The organism is Pseudoalteromonas sp. P1-11, assembly GCF_001399995.1.
In the GTDB taxonomy this organism is placed as follows: domain Bacteria; phylum Pseudomonadota; class Gammaproteobacteria; order Enterobacterales; family Alteromonadaceae; genus Pseudoalteromonas; species Pseudoalteromonas atlantica.
The window spans coordinates 140,376-163,118 of the sequence record NZ_LJSP01000003.1; the positions used below are offsets into that span (position 1 = coordinate 140,376).

The 22,743-nt window shown below is 46.3% G+C and carries 26 protein-coding genes; all 26 read right to left on the reverse strand.

What is annotated here, in order from left to right; genetic code table 11:
- Positions 1-37: 37 nt before the first annotated feature.
- Entirely contained in the window at positions 38-1,288 is a 1,251-nt protein-coding gene (locus AN390_RS06330) for a DNA cytosine methyltransferase (protein WP_201780869.1), read from the reverse strand.
- A gap of 97 nt (positions 1,289-1,385) precedes the next feature.
- On the reverse strand, positions 1,386-2,135 hold the full coding sequence (locus tag AN390_RS06335; protein ID WP_055253321.1) for an Eco47II family restriction endonuclease: 750 nt from the start codon (positions 2,133-2,135) through the stop codon (positions 1,386-1,388).
- Positions 2,136-2,331: 196 nt separating this feature from the next.
- Positions 2,332-3,195, reverse strand: a complete 864-nt coding sequence (locus AN390_RS06340; RefSeq protein WP_055253324.1) for an FAD-dependent thymidylate synthase — start codon at positions 3,193-3,195, stop codon at positions 2,332-2,334.
- An 11-nt stretch (positions 3,196-3,206) separates the two neighbouring features.
- Positions 3,207-3,389 (reverse strand): hypothetical protein, encoded by a 183-nt coding sequence (locus AN390_RS06345; RefSeq protein ID WP_055253325.1) that lies wholly within the window; start codon positions 3,387-3,389, stop codon positions 3,207-3,209.
- Between the two features lies 1 nt (position 3,390).
- The gene (locus AN390_RS06350) at positions 3,391-3,801 is read right to left on the reverse strand and encodes a DUF3310 domain-containing protein (RefSeq protein WP_055253327.1); all 411 of its coding nucleotides are present in this window, start codon (positions 3,799-3,801) and stop codon (positions 3,391-3,393) included.
- A gap of 28 nt (positions 3,802-3,829) precedes the next feature.
- A complete protein-coding gene (locus AN390_RS06355; RefSeq protein ID WP_055253329.1) occupies positions 3,830-4,432 on the reverse strand; it encodes a helix-turn-helix transcriptional regulator in 603 nt (200 codons plus the stop codon).
- Between the two features lie 134 nt (positions 4,433-4,566).
- On the reverse strand, positions 4,567-5,022 hold the full coding sequence (locus tag AN390_RS06360) for a hypothetical protein (protein ID WP_055253331.1): 456 nt from the start codon (positions 5,020-5,022) through the stop codon (positions 4,567-4,569).
- The gene (locus AN390_RS06365) at positions 5,022-5,570 is read right to left on the reverse strand and encodes a 3'-5' exonuclease (RefSeq protein ID WP_055253333.1); all 549 of its coding nucleotides are present in this window, start codon (positions 5,568-5,570) and stop codon (positions 5,022-5,024) included. Before AN390_RS06365 ends, AN390_RS06360 begins: the two co-directional genes overlap by 1 nt.
- A 239-nt stretch (positions 5,571-5,809) precedes the next feature.
- Complete coding sequence (locus AN390_RS06370) at positions 5,810-6,514, reverse strand: hypothetical protein (protein WP_055253336.1); 705 nt, start codon at positions 6,512-6,514, stop codon at positions 5,810-5,812.
- Positions 6,515-6,704: 190 nt separating this feature from the next.
- Positions 6,705-7,133: a hypothetical protein gene (locus AN390_RS06375; protein ID WP_055253338.1), complete on the reverse strand. Its 429-nt coding sequence runs from the start codon at positions 7,131-7,133 to the stop codon at positions 6,705-6,707.
- Position 7,134: 1 nt separating this feature from the next.
- On the reverse strand, positions 7,135-7,506 hold the full coding sequence (locus tag AN390_RS06380) for a hypothetical protein (protein WP_055253339.1): 372 nt from the start codon (positions 7,504-7,506) through the stop codon (positions 7,135-7,137).
- A 31-nt stretch (positions 7,507-7,537) separates the two neighbouring features.
- Positions 7,538-8,923, reverse strand: coding sequence for a DEAD/DEAH box helicase (locus AN390_RS06385; RefSeq protein ID WP_055253341.1), 1,386 nt, complete (start codon positions 8,921-8,923; stop codon positions 7,538-7,540).
- Positions 8,913-9,947 (reverse strand): PD-(D/E)XK nuclease family protein, encoded by a 1,035-nt coding sequence (locus tag AN390_RS06390; protein WP_055253343.1) that lies wholly within the window; start codon positions 9,945-9,947, stop codon positions 8,913-8,915. Before AN390_RS06390 ends, AN390_RS06385 begins: the two co-directional genes overlap by 11 nt.
- Positions 9,947-10,168: a hypothetical protein gene (locus AN390_RS06395; RefSeq protein ID WP_055253345.1), complete on the reverse strand. Its 222-nt coding sequence runs from the start codon at positions 10,166-10,168 to the stop codon at positions 9,947-9,949. Before AN390_RS06395 ends, AN390_RS06390 begins: the two co-directional genes overlap by 1 nt.
- Positions 10,165-12,822 carry a primase-helicase family protein gene (locus AN390_RS06400; protein ID WP_055253347.1) on the reverse strand — a complete coding sequence of 886 codons (2,658 nt, stop codon included), beginning with the start codon at positions 12,820-12,822 and terminating at the stop codon, positions 10,165-10,167. Before AN390_RS06400 ends, AN390_RS06395 begins: the two co-directional genes overlap by 4 nt.
- A gap of 333 nt (positions 12,823-13,155) precedes the next feature.
- Positions 13,156-13,545 (reverse strand): hypothetical protein, encoded by a 390-nt coding sequence (locus AN390_RS06405; protein WP_055253349.1) that lies wholly within the window; start codon positions 13,543-13,545, stop codon positions 13,156-13,158.
- A 2-nt stretch (positions 13,546-13,547) separates the two neighbouring features.
- Positions 13,548-13,907, reverse strand: a complete 360-nt coding sequence (locus tag AN390_RS06410; RefSeq protein ID WP_055253351.1) for a hypothetical protein — start codon at positions 13,905-13,907, stop codon at positions 13,548-13,550.
- 2 nt (positions 13,908-13,909) lie between these two features.
- Positions 13,910-14,638 (reverse strand): hypothetical protein, encoded by a 729-nt coding sequence (locus AN390_RS06415; RefSeq protein ID WP_055253352.1) that lies wholly within the window; start codon positions 14,636-14,638, stop codon positions 13,910-13,912.
- 81 nt (positions 14,639-14,719) lie between these two features.
- Complete coding sequence (locus tag AN390_RS06420) at positions 14,720-16,771, reverse strand: DNA polymerase (protein ID WP_055253353.1); 2,052 nt, start codon at positions 16,769-16,771, stop codon at positions 14,720-14,722.
- The gene (locus tag AN390_RS06425) at positions 16,768-17,346 is read right to left on the reverse strand and encodes a hypothetical protein (protein ID WP_055253354.1); all 579 of its coding nucleotides are present in this window, start codon (positions 17,344-17,346) and stop codon (positions 16,768-16,770) included. Before AN390_RS06425 ends, AN390_RS06420 begins: the two co-directional genes overlap by 4 nt.
- 74 nt (positions 17,347-17,420) lie before the next feature.
- Complete coding sequence (locus tag AN390_RS06430; RefSeq protein ID WP_055253357.1) at positions 17,421-17,894, reverse strand: hypothetical protein; 474 nt, start codon at positions 17,892-17,894, stop codon at positions 17,421-17,423.
- Between the two features lie 448 nt (positions 17,895-18,342).
- Positions 18,343-18,624 (reverse strand): hypothetical protein, encoded by a 282-nt coding sequence (locus AN390_RS06440; protein ID WP_055253361.1) that lies wholly within the window; start codon positions 18,622-18,624, stop codon positions 18,343-18,345.
- 24 nt (positions 18,625-18,648) lie between these two features.
- Complete coding sequence (locus tag AN390_RS06445; protein ID WP_055253363.1) at positions 18,649-19,152, reverse strand: DUF1611 domain-containing protein; 504 nt, start codon at positions 19,150-19,152, stop codon at positions 18,649-18,651.
- Positions 19,153-19,393: 241 nt separating this feature from the next.
- Positions 19,394-19,795: a hypothetical protein gene (locus tag AN390_RS06450; protein WP_055253366.1), complete on the reverse strand. Its 402-nt coding sequence runs from the start codon at positions 19,793-19,795 to the stop codon at positions 19,394-19,396.
- Positions 19,792-20,367 (reverse strand): pentapeptide repeat-containing protein, encoded by a 576-nt coding sequence (locus AN390_RS19940; RefSeq protein ID WP_055253368.1) that lies wholly within the window; start codon positions 20,365-20,367, stop codon positions 19,792-19,794. The genes AN390_RS06450 and AN390_RS19940 overlap by 4 nt, the downstream gene beginning before the upstream one ends.
- A 1,910-nt stretch (positions 20,368-22,277) precedes the next feature.
- Positions 22,278-22,715: a hypothetical protein gene (locus AN390_RS06475; RefSeq protein WP_055253376.1), complete on the reverse strand. Its 438-nt coding sequence runs from the start codon at positions 22,713-22,715 to the stop codon at positions 22,278-22,280.
- Positions 22,716-22,743 lie beyond the last annotated feature (28 nt).

The window sequence follows — 22,743 nt, forward strand, 5'->3', positions numbered from 1 at the left end:
AAAAACTCATTTATTGTAAGTAGTTTTAATAGCTTGCTCAGGCCTCTAAGTCATTTAGAAGCCTGATTAGCGATCTACCTATAGCTGCGGCCATATTTACAGGTACAGCGTTGCCTATTTGCTTATAAACGGCTGATAGAGGGCCTATAAACTCCCAACTATCTGGAAATGTCTGTATACGTGCGTACTCCCTAGATTGTAATGGCCTTGTCTCTGTAGGGTGACACCTTTCAGTTTGTTTCTGTGCAGGTGCTGTAGTCAAGGTAAGGCTAGGTTCAGACATGGAGAGCCTTCGAGCCATCCCCGTTTTTCCCCCACCTAAAAAGTAGCTAGCTTTCATGTATTCTCTCTGAAGGTTATCAGGCAGATCACGCCAATAACCTCCCTGTGGTACATGTTCCATTATTTCTTTTTTACGGGTAGGATAGAGTTGCCCTTGTGAGAGTGGCACATCAGTATCGTATAGCTCACCCTTATAAAAAGCATCTTTTAGAGAAAGTATTTTATTGTACGGTGAAGGCCATTTAAAGGAAGCGCCTTTGTCCGCTAAATCTTTTCTTATTCCTACTAATATTAATCGTTCACGCTTTTGAGGAACTTTATAAAATATTGCTTTTAATACCTTTGGCTCGACGAGTATATAGCCTAACTCGTCGATAACTCCTTTTATAACTTCTAATGTACGCCCATTGTCGTGCTTTAGTAGGGCTTTCACATTTTCAGCCATAAAAACTTTAGGTTTAACTTCTTTTATAGCACGAGCCATTTCAAAAAATAATGTACCTCTAGTGTCCTCTAAGCCAAGGCTTTTACCTGCATATGAAAACGCCTGACAAGGGAATCCACCCGTAACTATGTCAACATCTTTGTTAAGGTCTGTAAAATCAATAGTTGAAATATCACCTTGGACTACATTCCATTCAGGCCTGTTGTGTTTTAGAGTATCACAAGCATGTTTATCGAGCTCATTTAGCAGCACACTGTTAAACCCAGCTTCCTCCATACCTAAAGCTAAACCGCCACCGCCAGCAAAAAGCTCTAGAAGATTATAAGTTCTTTTGGGCTTAATTTTAATTTCGTCCTCCCATGAAGAAGCTAATAAACTTTTTACTTCTAGGTGGTGAGAAACTTGCTCTAACGGGATTAAGTTCGTATTCGGATTTGGAGTCAACTCTCCTTTTTTAATCCTTGACTCAACAGAGCTTTTCGATAGAGAAAGTACGTCCGCTAATAGCTCTGGACTGAACCCATGGGTGAGATTTTCTGAATTTAGCATTTTTCCTGCCATTATAAAAACTACTGCATAAGTAATAAATTACTTACCTTTTACCTTGAAACAAGCTTCGGAATTTAAAAAGAATTTAACTTACACCTGCTTTAATTGTTTATTTTACAATATTTAGATCTTCAAAACCTTGGTATTTTGCGAAAGAGAGTAAATAAATACTTTTCAGTGTGTCAGGAGAGAGTTCTTTTAATTCTTCGAAAACTGTATTTTCTGCACTTCTGACATCACCCTCATTTATAACATCATCAATAACTTTGGGGATCTGCTCACACAAGTTTTTAAATGAGTCTTTTTCTCCCGTTACTATTTCATAAAATTTATCTATAGAAATCCGTCTAATATTTTTGTTAGAAACTGGCTCACTGTCTAAGCTAATGCTCCATTTAATATCTTGGCTATTTTTTGCAATTATTTCCACCAAGTAGCACGTAGCTTCGTCATCACGCAGGATTTTATTCTGCATCTTTATATATGTTTTTTGCGCTGATGCAGAATTCATCGTGTTGTGCTTGTTTTTCATTTCTACATAAATTTTCAGAGTTTCATTTATGGCGTCAAATCCCTGAGTTGGCACATCCCATCCATCAAAATACTTAAAAATATTTTGATGGAAGTACCCTATATGGTTCGTGTTTGATTTATCAATTTGTCTTAACGATTCAGATTCAATAATTTCTTCAATTGTTTTTCTGTATATCTTAGAGTCAAAGGTAAGTTTTATTGGGTCAACTAGATTTTTATTAAATTCTTTTAAATTTATAGTAAACCTATACTTTTCAATAGTTTCTTTGACATGCTCAAATAAATCGTTGTCTGTGATAAATGATAAACCATATTTATTACTCATTTTTATTCCTTCAGGGAGTAGATAATTTTTTTTTACGTTAAGTAGAGCATATTAGCATTTAAAAGATAGTAACAGACATAAAAAATTGCTTGAGGGTATTACTTAGTTATTGTACTTCAGTAAATATTAATAGCCTCCAAATCTACGAATAGTTTAAGAGGCCATTTTAATGTGTATATGGAGGGATAGCGCCTAATTAATTTACAGTATGGCCCTTGATGAGCTGCCTATGCTGAATCCAACCACGGAAGTTACCTGACCAACGGCCACCGTCTACGTCAAAGTGTGTAACACCAATACGTTTAGCTTTGGCCTTCGTTAGCTTATGGTAAGTAGGAATAGGTGTAGCTTGGTGCTCAAAAGGGGAGGCATGAACACGGTCGCCTGACGTTAATGCCTCAAAGATGCGCAATGCCTTCTCGAACGACAAATCAAGCGTCCGGTAGCTAACCTGCGCGCAGCACGAGACAGAAAGAATTAGTAGCTCTTGTAGCTCGTAGCACTCACGCATTTCGTCAGTAATGTAGGGTAAGTGCCACTCCTTATAGCTTAGTTCATTAGGAACACTGTTATTTAAGGCCGCGCCTATTTGACGTGCAAGTTCACGTATCTCTGGCTGTGCGTCTTTGTGGTCGCGTAACCATAAGAAATTCGCCCACTCCGTCGATGTAACCACTACCTTCATTGTCTGGAAGGTTTCTAATATACGATTCGAGACTTGCTTGTGTAGCTTTACCTTTTCCATCCCCCAATGAAACATGCATGCCGCTTTCGATGCACCTTTCCACAAAGCGCGCGCTAAGGAGGACGGGAGGGTCTTTAAAGTCGTCTGGGCTTGCATACCACTCTGGTTCGCGCCCCAGTGTATAGGCAACTCTGGTGTAGTCCATACTTGTTGTCTCACTTTCTTTGTTGGTATAGCGCGCGAGCTTGCACTGTTACGTGAAAAGACACGATGAGTCATAAGCTCCGCGTGAATGAATCTAGGGTACTCTAGTTCTGCTGTTGTAATACGTACGCCATTGGCGATTGAATCTGCAATAATTTTTACTGTTATCATATTTATTAGTGTTACTGCTTAAGCCAGTCGTTAAAATTTTCTACATGTATGAGTAAACGCCCGTCCTGAGCTCTGCGCCAGTGCTTTTCCTCAAATAATTGTCCACGCTTAATTTTGCTACGTAGGGCGGCAACGGTGTAACCCGTTGCCTTAGCCATAGCGTTAAGCGTTACCCACTCAACGTTAAAAGCCATATTAACCCCCGTTAAGCAGTAAGTGTTCTGCGGCGATAGGGAACAGCTCAAGCTGCCTAGCACGCGCGATTAACATTTCGTAGTCACCCATAGAGGCAGATATAAGGGCAACTAAAAGCTCGAATTGTTCTCTTTCAAATTCTTCGGCCATTGCTGATAACATGCGAATCATGCAGTGACCAACGTCCTCAGATACAAAGTTGGGTCTGTATATAAGGGCGTTCTTAATGTAGTAATTTCTCTTTCCGCGTTCCAAGTCGGTTGTGTCTTTCAGGCCGTAGCGCCAAATATATTTAAACGCATTACCTGTCGCAAAATCCATATGCCTAATAAAGTGAATAGCCTCCACCGAACGGGTATTGTAGTGGGGCGATTTTTCTATTATGTCGTGTTGTTGTGCTGAGTCAGGCATTTAAATTCCTTTAGTACACACTCGTACTCTATCTAAATTTTCTCCCCCTAGCTTGCGGATTATATACAGACACGACTCTAAAAACGTCGTCTTTAGGGTCAACTAAATAGCGTCTTCCACCTTGCCAGAGTTGTTCCAAGATCTCCCAGCCTTCTTCGGTTTCTGATAGCTCACCAAACACAATTGGTTGTCCCTTCTTACGAAGGTAAACCACTCTGTCGCCATCCCGTACGTTACCCTTTGGGTTAACGAGCAGCATTGACCCTTTTCTTAGGCCGAAGTCGTCGTAATCCACTTCTATGAAATACGACTCGTCGCATTCGAGTATGGTTTGTACAAGCACTGACGGGTTCGTTGGTTTGCGACCCGACAGTGTTGCTAATACTCGTAACGGCTTCTCGGGAACAGTGTCCGAGGAAGCACCGAAGTCAGATAGTTCTAGCCCTGTAAAAGCAGTGAACTTAGTCAAAAAGTCAGTGTTAAGCGGAATCGTCCCTCTCAGATATTGACTGAAAGCCGACTGGTTCATGCCCATAGCCTTTGCTGCTCTGGCCTGACTTAGCGCCGTAGCATCTTTATGGGATGACCATGCAAGCTGTACTTTCTTTAGTACATCATTACTGTATTCCATCTTAAAAATCCCCGTTGTGGTTGTGTTGCTTATACATAATTTAACAGTAGCACTGTTACATGTCAACGCATATGTTAACGTTTGCTAAGACATGAACACCACATTCGGAGTGGCCTCCAGCCGATCTAGCCTCCTTATAGTCGATGGTCTGAAAGCCCTCCCTCTAATGTAGTTTCCTCAATAAACGCTGCTATAGCTGTGTAGTTTAATTTTTCTGCACGATTGGCAAATTCTTCGGCGGTTATGCCGTTAACCCATTCGCTAGGGTCAGTTAGGACAACACCACAAACTTGTCGTTGATGTTTTATGGCTTCGCAGCCGATGATCACTACTGCAAGCTCATTGGCCTCTACAGCTTCATTAAGCCACAATAGCTGCTGTGCAGATAAGTCGGGCTTAACGACCGTCGTAGGCCGCTTAGGTAGTGTCTTTATGAATTTGTACTCAGCCCATAACGGGAGTTTTCCATTGCGGTGTCGATAAAATGCGTCAGGTACACCACCTGCGAAATTATCGTTGATTTTCCACGTACGCATTATGTCCGAACTCAGTCGTTTGCCGATGTTCGCTGTGTACTGTGACTCAATCATTACAGACCTAACGCCTCTAGTCGTTTGAATAGAGTAAGCGCTTGTGCCTCCGCATCGAATAATGCGTGATGGGCAACAGTTGGCTCAACTCGTTCAATTTGCGGGGTTAGGTTCTTAATAGTGCGGTAACACATATCGCCTCTGTATGACCAAGGGCGGGGGAGGCCACAAATCTTGAAAGCTTCGGCTATCAGAGCATTGTCCATTGCTACACCATCACCCCATAGACGTATCTCATCTGCTGGTACACCTTTCGATTGTTCAGCGATAAATTCGCTTAGCTCGATTAGTGCGTCTTTAACTGGCTTATGTGCGTAGTTACCCTTGAACTCGTCACGCGCTGCTTGCTCTTGCTGTAGCCACCATAGGACGGTGCTCGCGTCGATGCGGAAACCCGCTTTTTGGCTATCTTCGAGGCTAATACGAGTGTAGTAGCCTTTGTGTATCTTTTTGTTTTTTAAATCCATTGGAACAATGCCGATTGACAGAATCGCGTCACCTGCGTTCGTGCCCATAGACTCGATGTCCACCATGTAATCGCTGACCATTATATTCTCCTGTTACCATTGGCCACCAAAAATTTAAGGCGCTAATGTAAAGTATTGTAAAGGTGTTTTGAAGTGTTAATTTTATGAAATTTAATAAAAAATTAATTGTTAACTAAAGATTCAAAAAATAGTAAATTTTTATGATCAAACTTTAAACATTCATTCATTTTGCTTTAATATTTTACACAAAAAAGCCGACCCAAAAACGAGTCGGCCAATGCCCTAAAGTGGTAGGGCAGTTATGCTGCTTCGGTCTTTGAAGCAAATAAAGCGCTATACATTTCAACAGCTTGATCGTATAACTCGTCAGGAGCATGAGCTACAAGTGATACGTCGTAGTTGAAGAAATTACCTGAGCTATTAGACTCAGACACAACGCCTAATTGCCACACACAACCAAAGCGAGGGTTGCCTTGTTTTTCTTCGTCATTAATCAGGGTGTTCCAGATTCGTGACTTTTTGACTTTAACCCCAGGCATATCAAGTAGTGCAACAGATTTCGGATTACCTTCGTCGTCTAGAAGTAATACTAGGTGAGTAGGGTTCTCAGAAATATCATGGTCTTTAACCGCTAGACCTTGTTCTTCTAGTGCGTCTAGGGCTTCTTGTTCTGTGTCGTATGAACCGACCATACCGCCACCTAACTTCCGCTTACGCCATACAACGATTTTCTTTGTAAAGCTTAAATTGATTAGGAAAAGCGATGTGTACAGTTCTTCTGTAACGCTATTCATGATCATACCAGCTTGCGCACCTTCAACTTGTTTAGGGTTGCCAGGCTCTACTTCTGGGTTGATCATTTGTAACAATTTCAAGCGAGGAATGGCTAAATCGTCTGTGGTTACATTCTCTGAGCCACGGCCAACGTAATCGCCACGTTCTTCGATAGTTGCTACACCGCCGAATTTTTCCGCTTGAACAGCTACGTTAGTGTTATTCGCCATGATGGTATTCCTTATGTTCGTTATTCGTTAATCGTTAATGAGTCATTGGATCAAATAGTTTGATCGAAAAACCCCCAACAACTGACTAGGAAGTAGGGGGTTAGCAAGCAACCACAACAAGTACATAGAGAGAACCAGTTGAGGCTGCAATATTAGTATCACTGTTAATGCAAGTCAACAGTGTTACTAATTAATTTTTACGCACCGATAGTTTTCGCACTTGAACAGGTTTTACACCTGCTAGTGAGTCACCCATCGAAATAAGCTCTCTGAACGGCGCTGCATTGACTTTACGTTGTAGAAGGTAAAATGCATCATTGTCTTTAATGTGCTCGTACAATGCGTCCCAATCAGTAACAGAGGGCTGTGTTTCTTCACTCATAGACACAGCGCCTATGCCAACGTAAGCCACTTTTTCGCCTACTTCTAAGGTTGCCTTTAAGTAGTTCTCAAGCTCGGTTTTACGCTCTTTCAGGGCTTTTAATTGCTCAGCTTCTATTAGAGCTATCTCGCGACGTACGCGAAATAACTCGGTAACTACAGCCTTACGGTCTGGTAGCTCGCTAGCGGGGATATCTGATAGGTCAAATTCTTCTTTTAACTTCTCTGCTGCTGACATTTTATGCTGCCTCTTGTTCTGTGTTTTCAGCTAATTCCTTTGGGACACGGCAACCCGCCTCGAAGAAAGCGTGTAACTTGTCCATCGCTTCGTCGAATGCTTGCACTTTGGTTACTGGCGTAGTTTGCAACTTGGCTTTTAGTCGTTTGCACTCGGCGGTTAGCTTCGTTATCTCGTCAAGGTTCAAGTCGGCCATAGCGCTTTTTAAACCTTCTTCAGCTTCAACTAACTTCTCGCGTGTTTCTTCGAAGTCGCTACCGAACTCAACAACTTGCTTGCGCGTGTGGCGAACGTCTTTTACGGCCTCGTTGAACGCTTCAAGGTCAAAGTCTGCTGCTGTGATTTGGAATTTGTTTAAAGGTAAGTTGCTCATAATGGTTCTCTCTATAATGTAAAAGTTGTGGTTAGGCTGCTTGCGACAGTCCTGCGATAGTGTTTAGTAAGTCAATCATGTTCATCTGCTTGTTGAGCATCTTCTGGTAGACTTCTTCCTCTACCGTTTCCTCAGCCGCAATATGAATAATCTCGGTCTTACGTTTTTGGCCTGTTCGTACGATACGGTGGTTAAACTGCTCGTAGAGGTCGGCACGATAAGTAGGGCTTGCCCAAATAACGCGATTCGCCATAGTCAATGTCAAACCGTGCCCTGCTGATTGCGGGTGAGCGAAAATCACTTGAATGTTGCCCTGCTGAAATTGATGAACGATTCGGTTACGCTCCAATGATGGCGTGTCACCATCTATTACCGCGTAAGTAATCTTTCGTTTTTCGGCCTCGGCTATTAGGCCGTCACGTTGATGTGTCCAGTTGAACGCAACAAGCGCGTGGTCTGTCTCTTCAACCAAATCAAGCACCAGCTCGTAACGTTCTTTGTGTACGTTAATGACTGATCCATCTTCGTTGTACACGCCACCCGACAGCGTTTGCAGTAGCTTCTGCATACGTGAACCCGCGTGGACGGCATTCAGCATTTCGCCGCTCTCCAACGCTAAAACTGACTCGCGTTTTAGGAACTCGTAGTCACGGCGTATCTTCTTAGGTAGCTCAACCGTTACCTCTCGGTAAATGGTCTCTGGCAGCTCTTGAACGTCATCAAGCGCAACACGGGAAGTAATGTCAGATAGCATCAGCGTCACATGGTCTGCTGCACCGGCTTTATCCTCCCATTTCATTGCGCCCGCTGGCGCGCCAAGAATAGGCTTGGGGTCACATACTTGTTGACGGAATCCAAAGAAGTTTTTGCCAAGGCGCTCACCTCGGTCTATGAGGAACGCTAAGTGCCAAATGTCGAGAATGGTGTTAGGGGAGGGTGTACCCGTCATAAGTGCCATTTTCTCAATGTCACCTGCTATACGGTTAATCGACTTGGAACGCATGGACGTTCTGTTTCGGAAGGCGTCGCCCTCGTCAACAATGAGGACATCGAATTTAGGCGCGTAGCCCTCGTTGTCTATCATCTTAACCGTGTCGTGGTTCGTGATTACCCATTGGGCATTACCTTCGAAGGCTTTACGTTTTTTGGCAGCAGTGCCCGCAGCGATAGCATAGGTCGCTTCGGGCCAGCCGAAACGTAGGTCTTTAGCCCACGCTGGCGTTAAAATGGATAGTGGCGCGAGTACAAGAACACGCGCGTCAGGCCAGTACGTTTTCACTGCATGAATGCAGGCGAGCGTTTTGCCCGTCCCGCATCCATCGAAGTTCAACACGCGCTCTTTATCACCCCACAGGTTAGCAAATGCCTCTTGGTGGGCGAACGGCTTAAATGTCGGTTTCTCTTTTTTATGCAACATCTAAACCTCGATAGTGGTCAAAACCACATGCGCCGTTACCGTATGCTTTACCATCACGGTTAGTGTTGCAGCCGTACTCACAGAAACGACAGGTATGCGCGTTAGCTGTAGGTATGAAGTCTTTGGTCGTTGTTAGTTTCTTGGCACGGTTATGGTAGCGAAGTAATAACATGCCCAGCTGACGACGGTTGAACGTGCGAACCATCTTAGTGCCATCATCTAAGTACCAAAACTCGACCTTAAACACGTCAATCTCAGGGAATCGGTGCATCGTGTGCAGCGCGTAGCTTAGCCCTTGGTCAGCGTGTTTCATTTCGTTGCCAAACTTCTGACCTGTTTTATAGTCAATAATGCGGCATGAGTTTTCATTCTCACGGATAAACACGTCAAGTTTCGCACGGCCCCACAGCTCGTCGTCATCCCAATCGCACGGCGACCAATCTTTGCGGATACCCCAATTTTCTTCCATCGTGATTTTACCTTCACGGTAGTCCTCACGCAGACTAGAGAAGTCCGCTGAGAATTGGTCGAACTTGGTGCGGTTGTCCGCTGGCAATTCTTCTACGTCACCACGAACCCATGCCTCGCAGCCGTCGTGAATGACTGTTCCGCGTTGTGCGGCCTCACCAGACTCAACAGGTATTTTGTCTACTTTGCCTAGTTTGACTGCCCATTGACAGTTTTCGAACTTCTTGAGCGTTGAGAATGACCAGGCTTTGACAGCTGCTGTTGGAAAGTCAACGACCATTGCGCCGCGTTCATCTTCTCGCGTTTGCTTCGCTTGTTTAAGTGCATCCGATAGAGCATTCAAATCTCCCGCTTTTTTAATTTTGTTGTTTTTTGGTGCTTGCGTGATTACCGCTTTTTGTTTTGTTTCTTTAGCACGAGCGCCTAGCATTGCTGCTAGACCCTCCTTGCTATCAGCTTTCACAGCGTCCGAAGGCTTGGGCGTACTGCTTTTGCCTTGAATTGTTTGTTGACCAGACTCAGCGACCTTGGCCTTAAGTTTGGCAGCAAAGTCCATTACGCGGCCTCCTTCGCAAAGCGGCGAATGAACGCCGCACAATCGTCTATCCCTATGTAAATCTCACCATTATGCTCAATCGCTGGCGCTGAGCGGAGGCCATGTGGGTTACTTTCCGAGAGGCGAACAACATCAAGTTCTACGCCAGCTAGCTCAGCGTATGATTTAACGTCAGGGCAGAATTTACATCCTCGGGCGGTGTATAAGATTGGCTTTTTCATAGGTCGTATCCATTATTTGAGTATATTTCGGGTTCAACGGATTTTTCTAGCTCAGCTCTGGCCTCAGCCATAGCTCGCTCGAAGTCCTCGCTGGTTCTTTTTTCGGGGTCGATTGATGAAACGTTGCTTGGCAGGGTGCTGTTGGCATCTTTAATAGCCTCAAGCACTTCCTCGTCGTTGTAGTTCCAGAACACTTCAACACATCGCGGACGCGACGGTAGGGGCGCTCTAGCACCTACAGGGCGAGACTTACGTTTCTTCTCAACGTCGTGCGTAGATAGCATTCGCGATAGGGCGTTTTCAGATATTTCCTTGCCCGCCAGATAGCTATAAAGCATGCGTAAGTCGTCAGGCAGCAAGTAACATGCTTTACCTGTATTCACGTGCTCTAAGTTGGCTGTCAGGAATGTCTTAACACGCGTCAACTGTGCAAACTCTTTAGGTTCAAGGTTCGCTGTTGACTTATCAAGAATACCAATGAACGCACCAAAATCACCGTCACGTAGCGCGGTAAAGAAGCTATCAGATGCGCTCATACCTGCTTTCTGCGTGTCGATTCGTGCTTGGTTCATGATGATTGAACCAGATTGGTGAGTGTCTACCTTGAATGAGCGAAGGTAAGTGGCAAAGGCGTGTAGCTCGCCCTTAATTAACTCGTCCGTATGCTCACGGTGCGATTTGATATACTCAAGTCGCGCCTCAAGGTTTCTCTGCTGCCTCGGTGCAATGTTGTAGCGTCGTTTATCCGTTACAGGCATTGCGTCCAAGTCGTTTGTCGCGAAGATGAAGTTCAGACGTTGAACAACCTCTCGCTGTTGTTGCTGCATCTTACGAAGCATCATGGTTGGCTCGGTAATACGCGTTTTTAACAGTGACGCTGCTTTTGTTAAGCTCGCCGCCCCGCGCATGTTGAACTCGTCAACCATCAACAACATTAAATCTTCCATCCAGCCGTTAAACTGGTCGTCGGCTATACCTTGCAGCGTGTTCTGCGCCACGTACTGCTGGCCGATTAATGGGCGTAAAACTGACTTAAACAGTAAGCCTTTACCAGTACCCTCTGTACCATGGACAAGCCAAGCGGTCTGTGTCTTGTCTCGTTTCTGCATGATGAACGCAAGCCAGTTAATGAAATGCTCGAAGCAGTCCATATCATCACCCAACATATTTAAGATGATTTCACTAATGACAGGGCAGTCGTAGTGCAGCATCCAAGCGTTGCCATATGTTAGGGTCTCAGGGTAGTCATGCGTCGTTTTGTCGCGCATGTAAACCGATGGCTTGAAACGGTTTATGTAGTCCTTGTCACCTATCGCGTAACGTGTCTCACCTCGGTTCGGGTCCAAGGTCACATGAATAGCAGGAACAGGGTCAGGAACAAGTTGGCCGTAATGCTTTAGCCACTCCGCAGCAATTTGCGCGTTCTTACGCTCTTTGAGTTCAACTACTTCGTCGTTCTCTTTGTCGTACTCCATCGTCATATACATGTCAGATGTTTGGTCAATGAACATCGAACGTTGAACCTTGCGAACGATACCTTCGTCGTCCTTCACTTCCTCGTACGCTTCACCATATCTCTCAATATGTTTGGCGTATGCCTCCGCGTCGGCGCTTTTAAACAAGAAAGCTGGCTCGTCAGGTATGAAACAACGCACAACCTCGGGGTTAGAGCGAGCAACCCAATATGCATTGTTCTTACTACCGCCTACGTTATAGCGAACAAACTCGTCGTCCTCGTACGCAAACTCCATACGAACAGTCGGCGGGTTAGCCATAACATTCATCGGACGGCCATCGACGTTTATACGAGTAAACTTCGGCTTGTGTCGTACGATCCCCGCTTCTTGTTGCAACTCCTTAATCTTGGTATCACGTATCTGGTTGATCGCATCCATCTTGTCGTGAACGGCCTCAAGTAAAGGGTCAAGGTTAAGCAACTCTTTACCTTTTTTAACCAGCACAAAACGCTCGTCATCGTTGATAAACGGATTAGTGCGCTTAGGACCAAAACTAGGCGGGGCGATATAAATTAGACGGGCAGGCTCTGCTAGACAGGGGTCAATAACACTCTTTAAACGTGTCTTTGTTTTTGTGAGCTTCAACCTGTTATAAATGTCTGACTGCGAGTAGTTCAGTGACGTTAGCCACTCTTTTAACGCACGGGGCGACACTGAATTTTCAAGTAAAAAGTGTATGTGAACCGACACTTCATCTTGGTTCAGGCCAAATGAGCTTGAGGCCATAGCTACGTAAGAAACGTCATGCAGCGCGGTAGGCAACATTTCTATCACCGACTCGGCAACCTGCTTTACGTCCGACGAACGGTAGCGGTCTTTAAGCTCGCCCTCTAACTTCAAACCGTCAACGTCCAGCACCATAAACTCGGTGCGAGCGTCTTGGTCGGTCATGTTCCGACGCGATTCATGTGCTAAAGGGCGAATGAACAAACCTTTGTATAGCGCACGACCGTATCGGGCATTCTCCAATAGCAACTCTCGGTAGCCTGCTAAGCCTTCTTCCTCTACGTTCAACTCTGCTTCGTACGACGTTAATTTTGCAGCAAGCGGGTACGAGCGTGAGCTACCATCAGCTAGGCCAATCGTTTTTCGCATCGGACCTATCTTGCTGTGCGCGGAAACAAAGTGTAGTTTCATCGTCTTTATGCCTCCCTTGGGTATTTTTCGAAATCGTCTGCACAATCTTTGTCACAGAACAACCTGCCTGGCTCATGCACTAGGGGTTCATCACAGTTGTAACAGGCTTCTTTAGGTGTTAGGCGAGGGGTCTTAACCTTCGCATTTGCGAGCTGAACAGCAAGCATTAACTCCTGCTGCTCAACTGATTTGTCTATGTAATCGGGCATCTCGTTAAATTAAATTATTAGTAAACAGGTCGTGTATTTTAACAGTGTTACTAATTAAATTCAGCGGTATAAAACTGATTTTAGTAGTATCACTGTTAAAATTCGCTCTGCTACAGTTTGATATTTAATCCAGTCGGGTCGTAATCCATTTTCCTTCGTCTTGAACGGCAACTAATGCATATGGGTAGACAAAGGCTCGCTGCTGTGTGCGGGGGTTAAGTATCATTAGAATTGGCGCTAGAGGCTCATCTTCTGGGTAGTGATACATACCCTCATCGTCAACCGTTGCGCTGTCTCCCCATCTGTGCCCATAAACGTAGTTGTTGTCTACGTTCTGCTTAAACGTATTACCCTCGTCACCGTTGCATAGTATCTGTGGGATAAGGCCAGCGTACTCAACAAGGTCAGATGGCGTTAGCTTTGGGTCAAAGCCCTCGTAAAGCGTCGGGTTCGTCACACCAATGAATGACAGGCCGTCTGCCGTTACACTCGTAAACTCTTGATGGTTGTTCATAGCTACTCACCTAAGTCGCATTTCGGGCAATCTAGCTCTGTAACGGCCAGCTCTGAACCGTCAGGCATTATCGATTTAGTTTGGCGGTAGCTAGGGCGTAGATACTCGTTGCACTTTAAGCAGCGGCGGTTGTTCGTTTCCTCGCGGTCGCCAGCGCCCATTACAGGATTTTCGTTGGCGTACTCAATGAAAGGGTGGAACTCAGGCTCTACCTTGTTCGCTACGTGCTTCTGAGCTTTACGTAGGTTAGGGAATACCATGACTTCGTTGTTGTCATCTTTGAGCACTTTAGGCTCGTCGTCCGGTAGCACTAGTAGCACTACCGTAGGTTTAGTTGTCGCAAAGTTATTTGGTTTAGCCATCGTTATGCCGCCTTGTTAATTTCTTTTATGAACTTCGTCGCCACTTTGTTGCGTTTGCAGTAATCCAAAATGTGGTCTTTTGCTATTTGTGAATCTATCTCGGTAGGTGATGAGTTTTGAGCCATTGCCCAATTGATTTCACCTGTTTTTAACAGTACGCCTTGTCGTGTAATCCCACGCGCTTTATGGTGGAACTCAAGAACAGGGGTATCAGGCACACCGTTGTATTCGTTGTCCTTGCTTACGTACATGTGTGGAATCACGCGAATGCTATTTCCCGTTTCAGGGTCTTGGTAGAACGGTGTAAAGCCCTCAGCTTTCATCGTACGCGCTAGGTCTGTGGCTTTCTTCATTGCCTCAACCTTCTGCTTTCTAGCCGCTTCAACGTCCGCTTTAAGCTCCGCAATTTTCGCTTTCTGGGTCTTGTTAACCTTCTCAAGACGCTTAGGGTCAAGGCGCTGCAATAGCTTAAGCTCAGCACGTAATTGTTGTATCTCAGCTCGGTCCTTCTCTTTGTGCTCGATAGCTTTGTCGATCACTTCACTCTGCTTGTTCAGCAGTCGATTCTTTTCGTTAATGACAGCCTGCATGTCCTCTACCTGTGCCTGTAGAGCTTCAATGTGGTCAACCGCTTCGTTAAATTCGTCCACAGTTTTGTTGTGTGCTTCTGCAACAGCTACGATGTCCTCAAGTATCTTAGTTGCGCTGTCTGCTATGGCTTGTACTGTCATTTTCTGTCTCTCTGTTATCTGTTTGTGAAAAAAGGGGACAGGAAAATATCAAAACCCGTCCCCTTTGCTTTTGAACGTTCGTTACTTAGAATATTCTTTGGCGTAACCGCCTTCATTCGCCAGCGGTAGCCCGATAGCCCATTCAGGGGCTTTTGACATGTTGCGCTCCATGATTGAAAACGCTTCGTCCTCGTTGCCTTCCTTCAAAGCGGCAAGTAGCTCATCGTGAACACTACCCATCACCCAGCCCAGATACTTCTCATCTAGCTCTCGGTCTACGTTCACAAGCTGCTCGGCCAGAATGTCACGTGCTGTCGCCTGTGCTATGTTCTCGATAAGCAGGCCGTGCCATAAGTATTTAGGAACAGGCTTGCCCCAGCGGTCGTACTTGTCAGAGTCAAACACCACCTTCATCGAAACACCTGACTGCGTTTCTTCGCCCTTATAACGTGCATTGCTATACTGTAGAACGCGACCAGACGGCAGAACCACTTGGTCTTTACGTGCAATGTATAAGTCGTTTGGCCCAAAGCGAAGCTCACCACCGTTCACAATCACCGGCATGACCGTGTTCGCCAAGAAGTGCCACATCGCCTTAATCGCGAAGTGCTTAACGTCATACGCATTCTTTACGTTGCGACAAAACTCATCGTCTTTGAACATCGGTTCCATGCCAAGCGGACCACTTGCAAGGTACTGCTGGAAGCCAAACCAACCCATTGAGAAGCCAAGGCCAAGTGCCGCAGCCTTACCCATTTGACGCTCGTCAGGGTGCGTTTTCTTCGTCACCTTGTAGCTGAATATGTCTGTCGCAATGTCACTGTATAGGTCGAAGTTCGGGTCATTACGGAAGTTTTCCAGCAAGTCCTCTTGGCCGCAGAACCACAAGTTCACACGTAACTCAATGTTCGATAAGTCACACACGCCAATCTGGTAGCCATCAGGCGCTAGCATCGACAAGCGGTGCTTACCACCACGAGTGTTATTCTGCTGGTTTAGCTTCTGCCCACCCGACCAGCGGCCTGTCTGTCCCGCCCCGTAGTAATTAAGGAAAAACGGCATACATGCGTCAGTGAACCCATGCTTGCGGAAGGTGGATGACACGCTAATCATTCGCTCTGCACGGCTCTTGGCGATAGTCGACTTCATACGCTCACGTGCTTTGTACAGCACCGCATACTCAGGGTTATCTATCTGTAGGCGAATGTACTCAGGGTCGCCTTTACCAAGGGCAGGGGTTAGCAGGCCTGTCGTCTTAGAAATCTTCTTAGGAACACGAAGTTCAAGACCCGCAAGCAATGTCGCGTACTGCTGATTTGAGCTGAAAGTTTTCGGTGTAATATCATCAAACCCTTGCTCGTAACAGTATTCAATAGCCTCAACAACCGCCTCACCATCTTTGATGTTTTCTTCCTCGATAACTTCCTCAAGCAAGTCGTGGCGAATATCAAACTGCGGCTCAATGTTCCCGCGTAAGGTGATGTGCATGGCGCGTAGCTCTGTGCTGTTCGCCAGACCGATGCGCGGTATGTATGACAAGAACAAACGGCGCATTAGGTTAACGTCTTGGCGACAATACTTAGCCAGTGACGCGTGCTGTTCCTCACTAATGTACTCATACTTGATACCGTCAACGTCCGCTAGGTCGTTACCTTTACGAAGGGCAGGGTCGTCAGGCCATTCGTCCTTCGCACACGCATTTAGACTGCTCGGTCTATGCGCCGCTAGGTACTTACGCATCAACATGGTGTCAAAGTAGAAATCGAACTCTAACCCATAGCGCCAGTTACAGATTGCACCGTCGAATACCGTGTTGTGCGCCACTAGGCCGATACGTAGGCCATCCGCACGAGCGTCTTTCAACTTCTGCATCTGCATGTTGTAGAACTTACCGCCGTGGCCGTACTCAATGTGTGCGTCTAGGTCGATAACCAGCCCTAGGCCAGTTTCATGAAAGCGCGGGTCATAGATGTACTCAGGGTACGTCATCGACTTTAAGCTAAATGACTTAGAGCCATTGTTCGCACGTGACTTGTAGAACGTCTCCCAATCAAGGAATACAATTATGTCTAGCTCGAACGCCTTTTTAATGACGTCCAGCGCTAGTTTGTCGTCTTGAGTGAAGCAGCTCATGCCACTTCACCTTGTAGGATGCTGTCTAATGACTTACCTTCTTTTTGCTCTTCGCAGTATTCTTCAGGAATAATGTCAGCGAGCCCTGGCGTTTCTTCAACAGCCGTTCGTAACGTTTTGTGGGTCTCAAGGTATTTGATCATCTTAAGCTCAATCTCCTCCGCTTGCTGTTTAACAAGGGCACTCTTAGGGAATAAGCCCATGATGCGCTCTTCGAACATCGGCAAGTCGTTAAACAGTGTTTCGTTCACATTGCCAATTTGGTAGCAGTAAGGGATAGGCTTCTCACCACCAAAGTCCAAGTTCATAATGTCGGCCTTGTCAGCGCTTGTAACAGTGATGTGAGGTGCAACGGGTAGTGTGCCGTCCATAATGGTTGATACGTCCTCACCGTCAGCACACAAGTTACCTATGCCGTACATATCGAATAGGGCGGCGTACACGTCACGGCCTAATTCAGCCAGCTCTCGGTTAAGGCTCTCTATGCGCCCGCCAATCTGTGCGTTAACAACAGCAAGGGCTATCTTGCGACGGTTATAGGCATTAAGGCGTAAGCCCAGTTTTAGTTTTTTCATGGTCAAATACCTGTATTGGTTAGAGGGTGAGTAGCGCAACGCACTACTCGCTAAATTATTAGTGTTACTGTTAATTAAAGTGATTCTAAAACAGCGATAGCCGATTGCATGGCCTTTAGCCTGTCATGTGCTTTTAGTCGCTCGGCGTGTGTAGAGCCTTCTGAGTCGCGCACATTCGCTAGCTCTTTGGTTATCATTTCAAGCCCCATCGTAAGCCCGTCAATTTGTGCCTTACGGTTGGCTTGGCGCTGCTGCTCTGTCTCGTCATCATCGCCAGTGATGCAGTTCGACAGGGTGTTTACAAAGCGCCGAGCAACGTGTGCTTGAGTGCGCTCGTTAAACATTATGTAAAGGTTTTGGTTGCCTATATGACGCTCGATGAAGTCGATAGCGTACTCCATTTGGTTGTCGTCGCTCACATCGCGTAAGATTTCGCTAATGTCGTCACCATCTTCCACCGCATCTTCAATAAGGCTCGAAAGGTCGATTGCCACCTCTAGGCGCTCTAAGTCGTGTGACTCTAATGTGTAATTTGAAAATCGTGACATTTAAAATTCTCCCATGTGTTGCTTTAATACTTGGTAGTCGTCGTAACTCATTTTTTTCCATAGCCCCATTTATCTTCCCATTCACTCTTACAGGGGGAGGCATCGTGCTCAAGAACGTAGGCTGCACGCCTTTTCGCTGCTTGTAGACTATCAGGCCAATTCATGCTGAATAGGAAGTCCCACTCTTCGCTCATGAGACTGTGCCCACACAGTTCTGTCGAGTATCCTGTAAAGTTAAAGTGATCTTCGCACCAGTACTCATCGGGGAAACCGTCTATGTGTGCTAAGCGTCCCGCTATGCAAAATGTCGTCCCACATTCGTTGGCTCTTTGCCTTAAATTCTCTAGGCTTGAGTGATTGGATATATTTGAGAAGCAAACCATATCAACCTCAAAAGGCTCAAGTTCAAGTATCCGTTTGGCTGTATGCTGATATTTGCTTAACTGTGTCATGCCGCTTGCGCCATACGATGTTTTGTAACGAACAGTGACTTAGGACGTGTGCCACTGGCTATGTCTTTGTGGATTTGCATGTAATCCCACATACGGCCGCCTTTCTCAAAGCTGTGCGAACGCATACCGGTATAGTGCTCAATGTTCGCCGTGCGTAGATTGGCTTGGTCGATACGATTGTGTGCCTTGTTGGTGTTACGTGCTAAAGCTCGCACTTGGCCTTGTAATTCGGTGATTGCTTCTTCTAATTTGGTTAATTGGTCTTTGTTTCCAAACATGACTGGTACTCCGTGTTTTGTACTCTAATGCAGAGGGCGAACAGCGTCTGTATCGCGCTTTGCTTTTTCAATTTCTGTTGCTAGTTGCTCGAATAGGGCGTGTAATGGGTGGTTCGCGTCAACCTTCTCGACGGTCACGCCTTCATCATCTTCTGGCTCGTCGCCAATGTCCTTGTAGTCGTTCTCATAGTTGCGCAGCACAATCGCTTTGAAGCTTTCGTCATCTCCAATACGGTCTCTTAGCTGGCTGATAATGTTGATTGCTTCGTCAAATGCGCCCGAAATAGCCTCTTTCACTTGCTCTGGCTTGAAGTCTTTGTAGGCGGGTGCGCTCTCTGAGACAAAGCTCGTGACGGTCGCTGCTAACACTTTCGCTCGGCGGTCCATTGTGTGCGCATCGTCCATCAGTATTGAGGTGATTGGTACATAAAGCGGCATCTTCTCAAGCGCTTTAGGGTCGCTCTCGTGCTTCTCCATCGCGTTCTTGATTTTCGCTATAGCTAAAAGGTTCTCTATCATGTGTTTCATTGGTTTGTCCTTTTATTTTGCTCGTGTTTAAAGGGTGATTATTAGTATTTAGTAGCAAATGCTAACGCGCTGGTTAACAGTAATACTACTATCGCGGCGCACGACAAAACGGTGCGCGTAAGTCGTTGCTCGACGCGACGGTGGTATCTTGATTTCATAGTGTCTCCGCTTAAAAAAGTGGCCGCATAATATAAACACTGCTAACTCATGTCAACAGTGTTACTGTTAAAAATAAGGTGGTCTAAGCTGCTTGTAACTCGTTGGTAAACAAGGGAACAGCTTTGTCCGGCGGTAAGAAGTTGGGCAGCGGCTCTAAGCCCGATTTCGTAAACTCTACTAATACCGTACGCCCGACAAGCTCACCTAAATCAGACAGGTCTCGAATGCCTAAAGCCCCAAGAAGCATGTCCAATTTCCTCTCCCACAAGGCTCTCGACTTAGGGGTAGTTGCTGCAGTAAGGTGAAAGTTACGGTAGTAGTACACGCCAACCCGACGGCCATCGAATGACTCTACGACTTGCATGTTAATCGCTGGGTCGCCTGCGCCATTCAATGATGCGCCTTTGATTTGGAACTTGTATTGACCAACATCAAAGTAGGGCTGCTGGTACTGTCTTGTTCGACGAAAGGCCGTTGCACTCATGCTGCCTCCTCAAGCGCTACAGGCTCTGCGACAGAGGGTGCGCGTAATGTACGTGCGAAGGTCAACAGGGCTTTCACTTCCTTGCGATAGCTCTCGTCAGGGTGCTCGTCAACCAGCTCCTCCCATACGCTGTGTACCGCAATTTCTTCGTTCACTCGCAGTGCGGTCGGTGTCAACAGGGCAGTGATTGGGTCGCCATTTGGCAGCGCACGGTCTAGTACATAGTAGTTGGCAGGCAATCTCGCTGCACGTAGGTCAACAGACTTCACATCGCATGGGTCAAACGTTGATGACTCAAGGTTCGCGCTGTACATACAGGCGGCGTAAACGTTAACACCTGTCAGGTCTGAGTGACGGAAGGTGGCCGACTGCACTGAGGCAAAGGATAAGTCAGCCCCCTTAAAGTTACAGTTGATGAATGATGAGTCCTTCAAGTTGGCGAACGACAAGTCCATGCCCTCAAAGTTACAGTCAATGAACACCGCTTTCGAATAGTCGTTGTCCGCTGTCTTTAGTGTCGTGAAGTCTACGCCGTGCTCTACGCGTTGCATGTTAGTTTGTGCTTGTTCCATATCAGTCTCCTAAAGTTATGGTTTTATGGTGTTTGCCCGTCAGTGGGCGTTAAAGAATAGAATTTAGTAGTTACTGGTCATTTGTTGAGCGCTGGTATGACCTGTGTTCATGTTTTGTACAAAGTGTCCAGCTTTAGAAAAGGGGTGTCCAAGTTTGAAAATAAAGGTGGACACTTATTTTTAATTTTGAGTGAGTGCTCACTAACCCCCCGCACCCCGTTAGGACGCATGTGTGAGAATATAGCATCGTCGCCCGACAGGGGTCTGTCCACCTTGTCCATGTTGTCCAACATTTGGATACCTAGCATTGAGAAAAAGTTTTTTGTTATTACTCTTTAATAAGTATTAATTAATAATAAATATATAATAAGAGGTATGGACAAAGTTGGACAACATGGACACTTTGGCCTGAAGCCTTTGCTGGTGCTGCTTTCGGGCGTCCAACCCCCTTGGACAGTGCTGAAAAAAGGTGGACAGGTGGCCTAAAAAGGTGGACACTTTTGCCAATCCCCAACCTCTGTCCTCCATCCCCCAACAACCGCCAAAGAACGCCCATCCGTAGGCCACTCATTTGTCGTCAAAGGCTCATAATTATAAGTTTTGTGTCGTAAGTTGCTGATAACTAAGCGCTACCTGTCACTCGTTTTCCAACTTTCGCCATCGCCTACCAATATACAGCACCCGACCGCGCCATCAGCTGTCTGCACTCCCTCGCAAATCGCACAGCCTGCTCCGCGTGATGCCTAGCCCTCGCTGGTAATCCCTCGTTCATCGCCCGTTGCCATGCCGCCCGTTGTTGCTCCGCCGCTAGTCTCGCCGTACCCGCTCGCTGTCTCATATCCTGTGTACTCATGCCCATCAGTCTGTCTCCTATGCCGCACGTTGTAAGTTAATCTGCATGTGACGCTCAATCTCTTTCAATTGATACGTGATGTTCAATACCTGCTGCTTTAATCGCGCCGCAAGTCGTAGGTCTCCCAACTCACGCGCTAGGTCGGTCGCTAACTCATAGTCGCCAATCGCATGCCAGCTCAGCGCTATCCCGTCCAGTATTGAATAGCCACTCGCTAGCAGTCGTCTGTGTAAAGCGTTTATCGGTTGCATCGTGTTCTCCCGTCTGTAATGGTTGCTCTGTGTTATGTGCCAACCGCTCAGCAGCAGTCGGTCTCTGTTAAGTGGTGTGTGTTGGTCGGTGGTCGTTGCTCGATGAGTGTTGAGTGTTGAGCAGTGCGCGCCCCCCGTTGAATGGCCTCTGTCGTTCGGATACCTCTTAATTTCTGTAGTCTAAGACCCCCGTAAAAATAAATTCAGCATCGGAACCCGACTCCGGCTTATGTGCAGGATTAAGGGTGATTGCTTGGACTTTCGTGTCAGTCGTGGAATCTACCTTGACGCAGGACGCAGGACATGCGGAGCGAGGAACGAGCGTAGGAGCGTAGCGGGCTGTACTAGCGTACTAAGCGTTGAGGTTAAGTGGAACGTCTGTAAGCGAAATCTAAGCTCCCTTAATCCCAACATCAGCCCATTCTCCAAACAGAACGCAATTCAATCCTGTCCACATTGCGCTATCGAACTCTCCAAACCGTCTTATCCGTGGAATCTGATTGATGACCAACATCTGCTATTCGTCCTCTGCCATCCGACACTCGCCCTTTTTCCTTTGACGATCCTCACGTCCTCACGTCCTCACGTCCTCACTTCTCACGTCCTCACTTCTCACGTCCTCACACAAAAGGTCTAATCTCTTCACCTTCCTCACTTCTCACTATGTAGGGGATAACAGAACAACATACTTTGGGGCCATGTGGCGCGGGTGGTGAGTGTTAGCAGGGCAGGTCACTCGGTAGGGGGTTAGAGGGAAAGGCTAGGCTTTAGAGGCTAAAGACCAGGGCTCACTGTCACACTAGCTATTAGTGTAAGTAGTCAGTGTGGCTTGTGCTCATCGCTAGACCTTTAGCACGGCGTGCTGCGTATGCACGGCTACGCGCTTCGTCAATAGCCGTCACTTTACCTTTACCAGCACACTTGGCGCATGGAATGTCTTTGTTGTGCTTATGGATACGGTACAGACCTGTCCCGTTACATGCTTTACAGTGAGTACCAGCTACAGACTCAACTATCGCCTCCACAGCATTTATCTCAGGGCTTTTCTCGGGTGTAGGTATACGTTTGCCTATCCATTGGTAATACTCCTCGCTGTAGGCGCGTATACGGATTTTTTCTATTTCCTCCTCCTCTGTTTCCACAGGTGCATCTAGGGCGTTAAGTGTTGCTTCATAGGCAGCAGCGCTACCGAATAAGTCGTCAGTGTCGAATAATGAATCAAGTGATAATGTGTTGGTTGACATAGATATTTACCTCTTTTATATTTCAGAA

Excerpts from the sequence above, each read along its gene's own strand:
- AN390_RS06415 (WP_055253352.1), bottom strand. The coding sequence starts at position 14,638 with ATGACAGTACAAGCCATAGCAGACAGCGCAACTAAGATACTTGAGGAC.
- AN390_RS06425 (WP_055253354.1), bottom strand. The coding sequence starts at position 17,346 with ATGAAAAAACTAAAACTGGGCTTACGCCTTAATGCCTATAACCGTCGC.
- AN390_RS06340 (WP_055253324.1), bottom strand. The coding sequence starts at position 3,195 with ATGATAACAGTAAAAATTATTGCAGATTCAATCGCCAATGGCGTACGT.
- AN390_RS06355 (WP_055253329.1), bottom strand. The coding sequence starts at position 4,432 with ATGGAATACAGTAATGATGTACTAAAGAAAGTACAGCTTGCATGGTCA.
- AN390_RS06365 (WP_055253333.1), bottom strand. The coding sequence starts at position 5,570 with ATGGTCAGCGATTACATGGTGGACATCGAGTCTATGGGCACGAACGCA.
- AN390_RS06430 (WP_055253357.1), bottom strand. The coding sequence starts at position 17,894 with ATGTCACGATTTTCAAATTACACATTAGAGTCACACGACTTAGAGCGC.
- AN390_RS06395 (WP_055253345.1), bottom strand. The coding sequence starts at position 10,168 with ATGAAAAAGCCAATCTTATACACCGCCCGAGGATGTAAATTCTGCCCT.
- AN390_RS06380 (WP_055253339.1), bottom strand. The coding sequence starts at position 7,506 with ATGAGCAACTTACCTTTAAACAAATTCCAAATCACAGCAGCAGACTTT.
- AN390_RS06445 (WP_055253363.1), bottom strand. The coding sequence starts at position 19,152 with ATGAAACACATGATAGAGAACCTTTTAGCTATAGCGAAAATCAAGAAC.
- AN390_RS06475 (WP_055253376.1), bottom strand. The coding sequence starts at position 22,715 with ATGTCAACCAACACATTATCACTTGATTCATTATTCGACACTGACGAC.
- AN390_RS06385 (WP_055253341.1), bottom strand. The coding sequence starts at position 8,923 with ATGTTGCATAAAAAAGAGAAACCGACATTTAAGCCGTTCGCCCACCAA.
- AN390_RS06410 (WP_055253351.1), bottom strand. The coding sequence starts at position 13,907 with ATGGCTAAACCAAATAACTTTGCGACAACTAAACCTACGGTAGTGCTA.
- AN390_RS19940 (WP_055253368.1), bottom strand. The coding sequence starts at position 20,367 with ATGGAACAAGCACAAACTAACATGCAACGCGTAGAGCACGGCGTAGAC.
- AN390_RS06405 (WP_055253349.1), bottom strand. The coding sequence starts at position 13,545 with ATGAACAACCATCAAGAGTTTACGAGTGTAACGGCAGACGGCCTGTCA.
- AN390_RS06330 (WP_201780869.1), bottom strand. The coding sequence starts at position 1,288 with ATGGCAGGAAAAATGCTAAATTCAGAAAATCTCACCCATGGGTTCAGT.
- AN390_RS06350 (WP_055253327.1), bottom strand. The coding sequence starts at position 3,801 with ATGCCTGACTCAGCACAACAACACGACATAATAGAAAAATCGCCCCAC.
- AN390_RS06375 (WP_055253338.1), bottom strand. The coding sequence starts at position 7,133 with ATGTCAGCAGCAGAGAAGTTAAAAGAAGAATTTGACCTATCAGATATC.
- AN390_RS06370 (WP_055253336.1), bottom strand. The coding sequence starts at position 6,514 with ATGGCGAATAACACTAACGTAGCTGTTCAAGCGGAAAAATTCGGCGGT.
- AN390_RS06440 (WP_055253361.1), bottom strand. The coding sequence starts at position 18,624 with ATGTTTGGAAACAAAGACCAATTAACCAAATTAGAAGAAGCAATCACC.
- AN390_RS06420 (WP_055253353.1), bottom strand. The coding sequence starts at position 16,771 with ATGAGCTGCTTCACTCAAGACGACAAACTAGCGCTGGACGTCATTAAA.
- AN390_RS06335 (WP_055253321.1), bottom strand. The coding sequence starts at position 2,135 with ATGAGTAATAAATATGGTTTATCATTTATCACAGACAACGATTTATTT.
- AN390_RS06360 (WP_055253331.1), bottom strand. The coding sequence starts at position 5,022 with ATGATTGAGTCACAGTACACAGCGAACATCGGCAAACGACTGAGTTCG.
- AN390_RS06450 (WP_055253366.1), bottom strand. The coding sequence starts at position 19,795 with ATGAGTGCAACGGCCTTTCGTCGAACAAGACAGTACCAGCAGCCCTAC.
- AN390_RS06345 (WP_055253325.1), bottom strand. The coding sequence starts at position 3,389 with ATGGCTTTTAACGTTGAGTGGGTAACGCTTAACGCTATGGCTAAGGCA.
- AN390_RS06400 (WP_055253347.1), bottom strand. The coding sequence starts at position 12,822 with ATGAAACTACACTTTGTTTCCGCGCACAGCAAGATAGGTCCGATGCGA.
- AN390_RS06390 (WP_055253343.1), bottom strand. The coding sequence starts at position 9,947 with ATGGACTTTGCTGCCAAACTTAAGGCCAAGGTCGCTGAGTCTGGTCAA.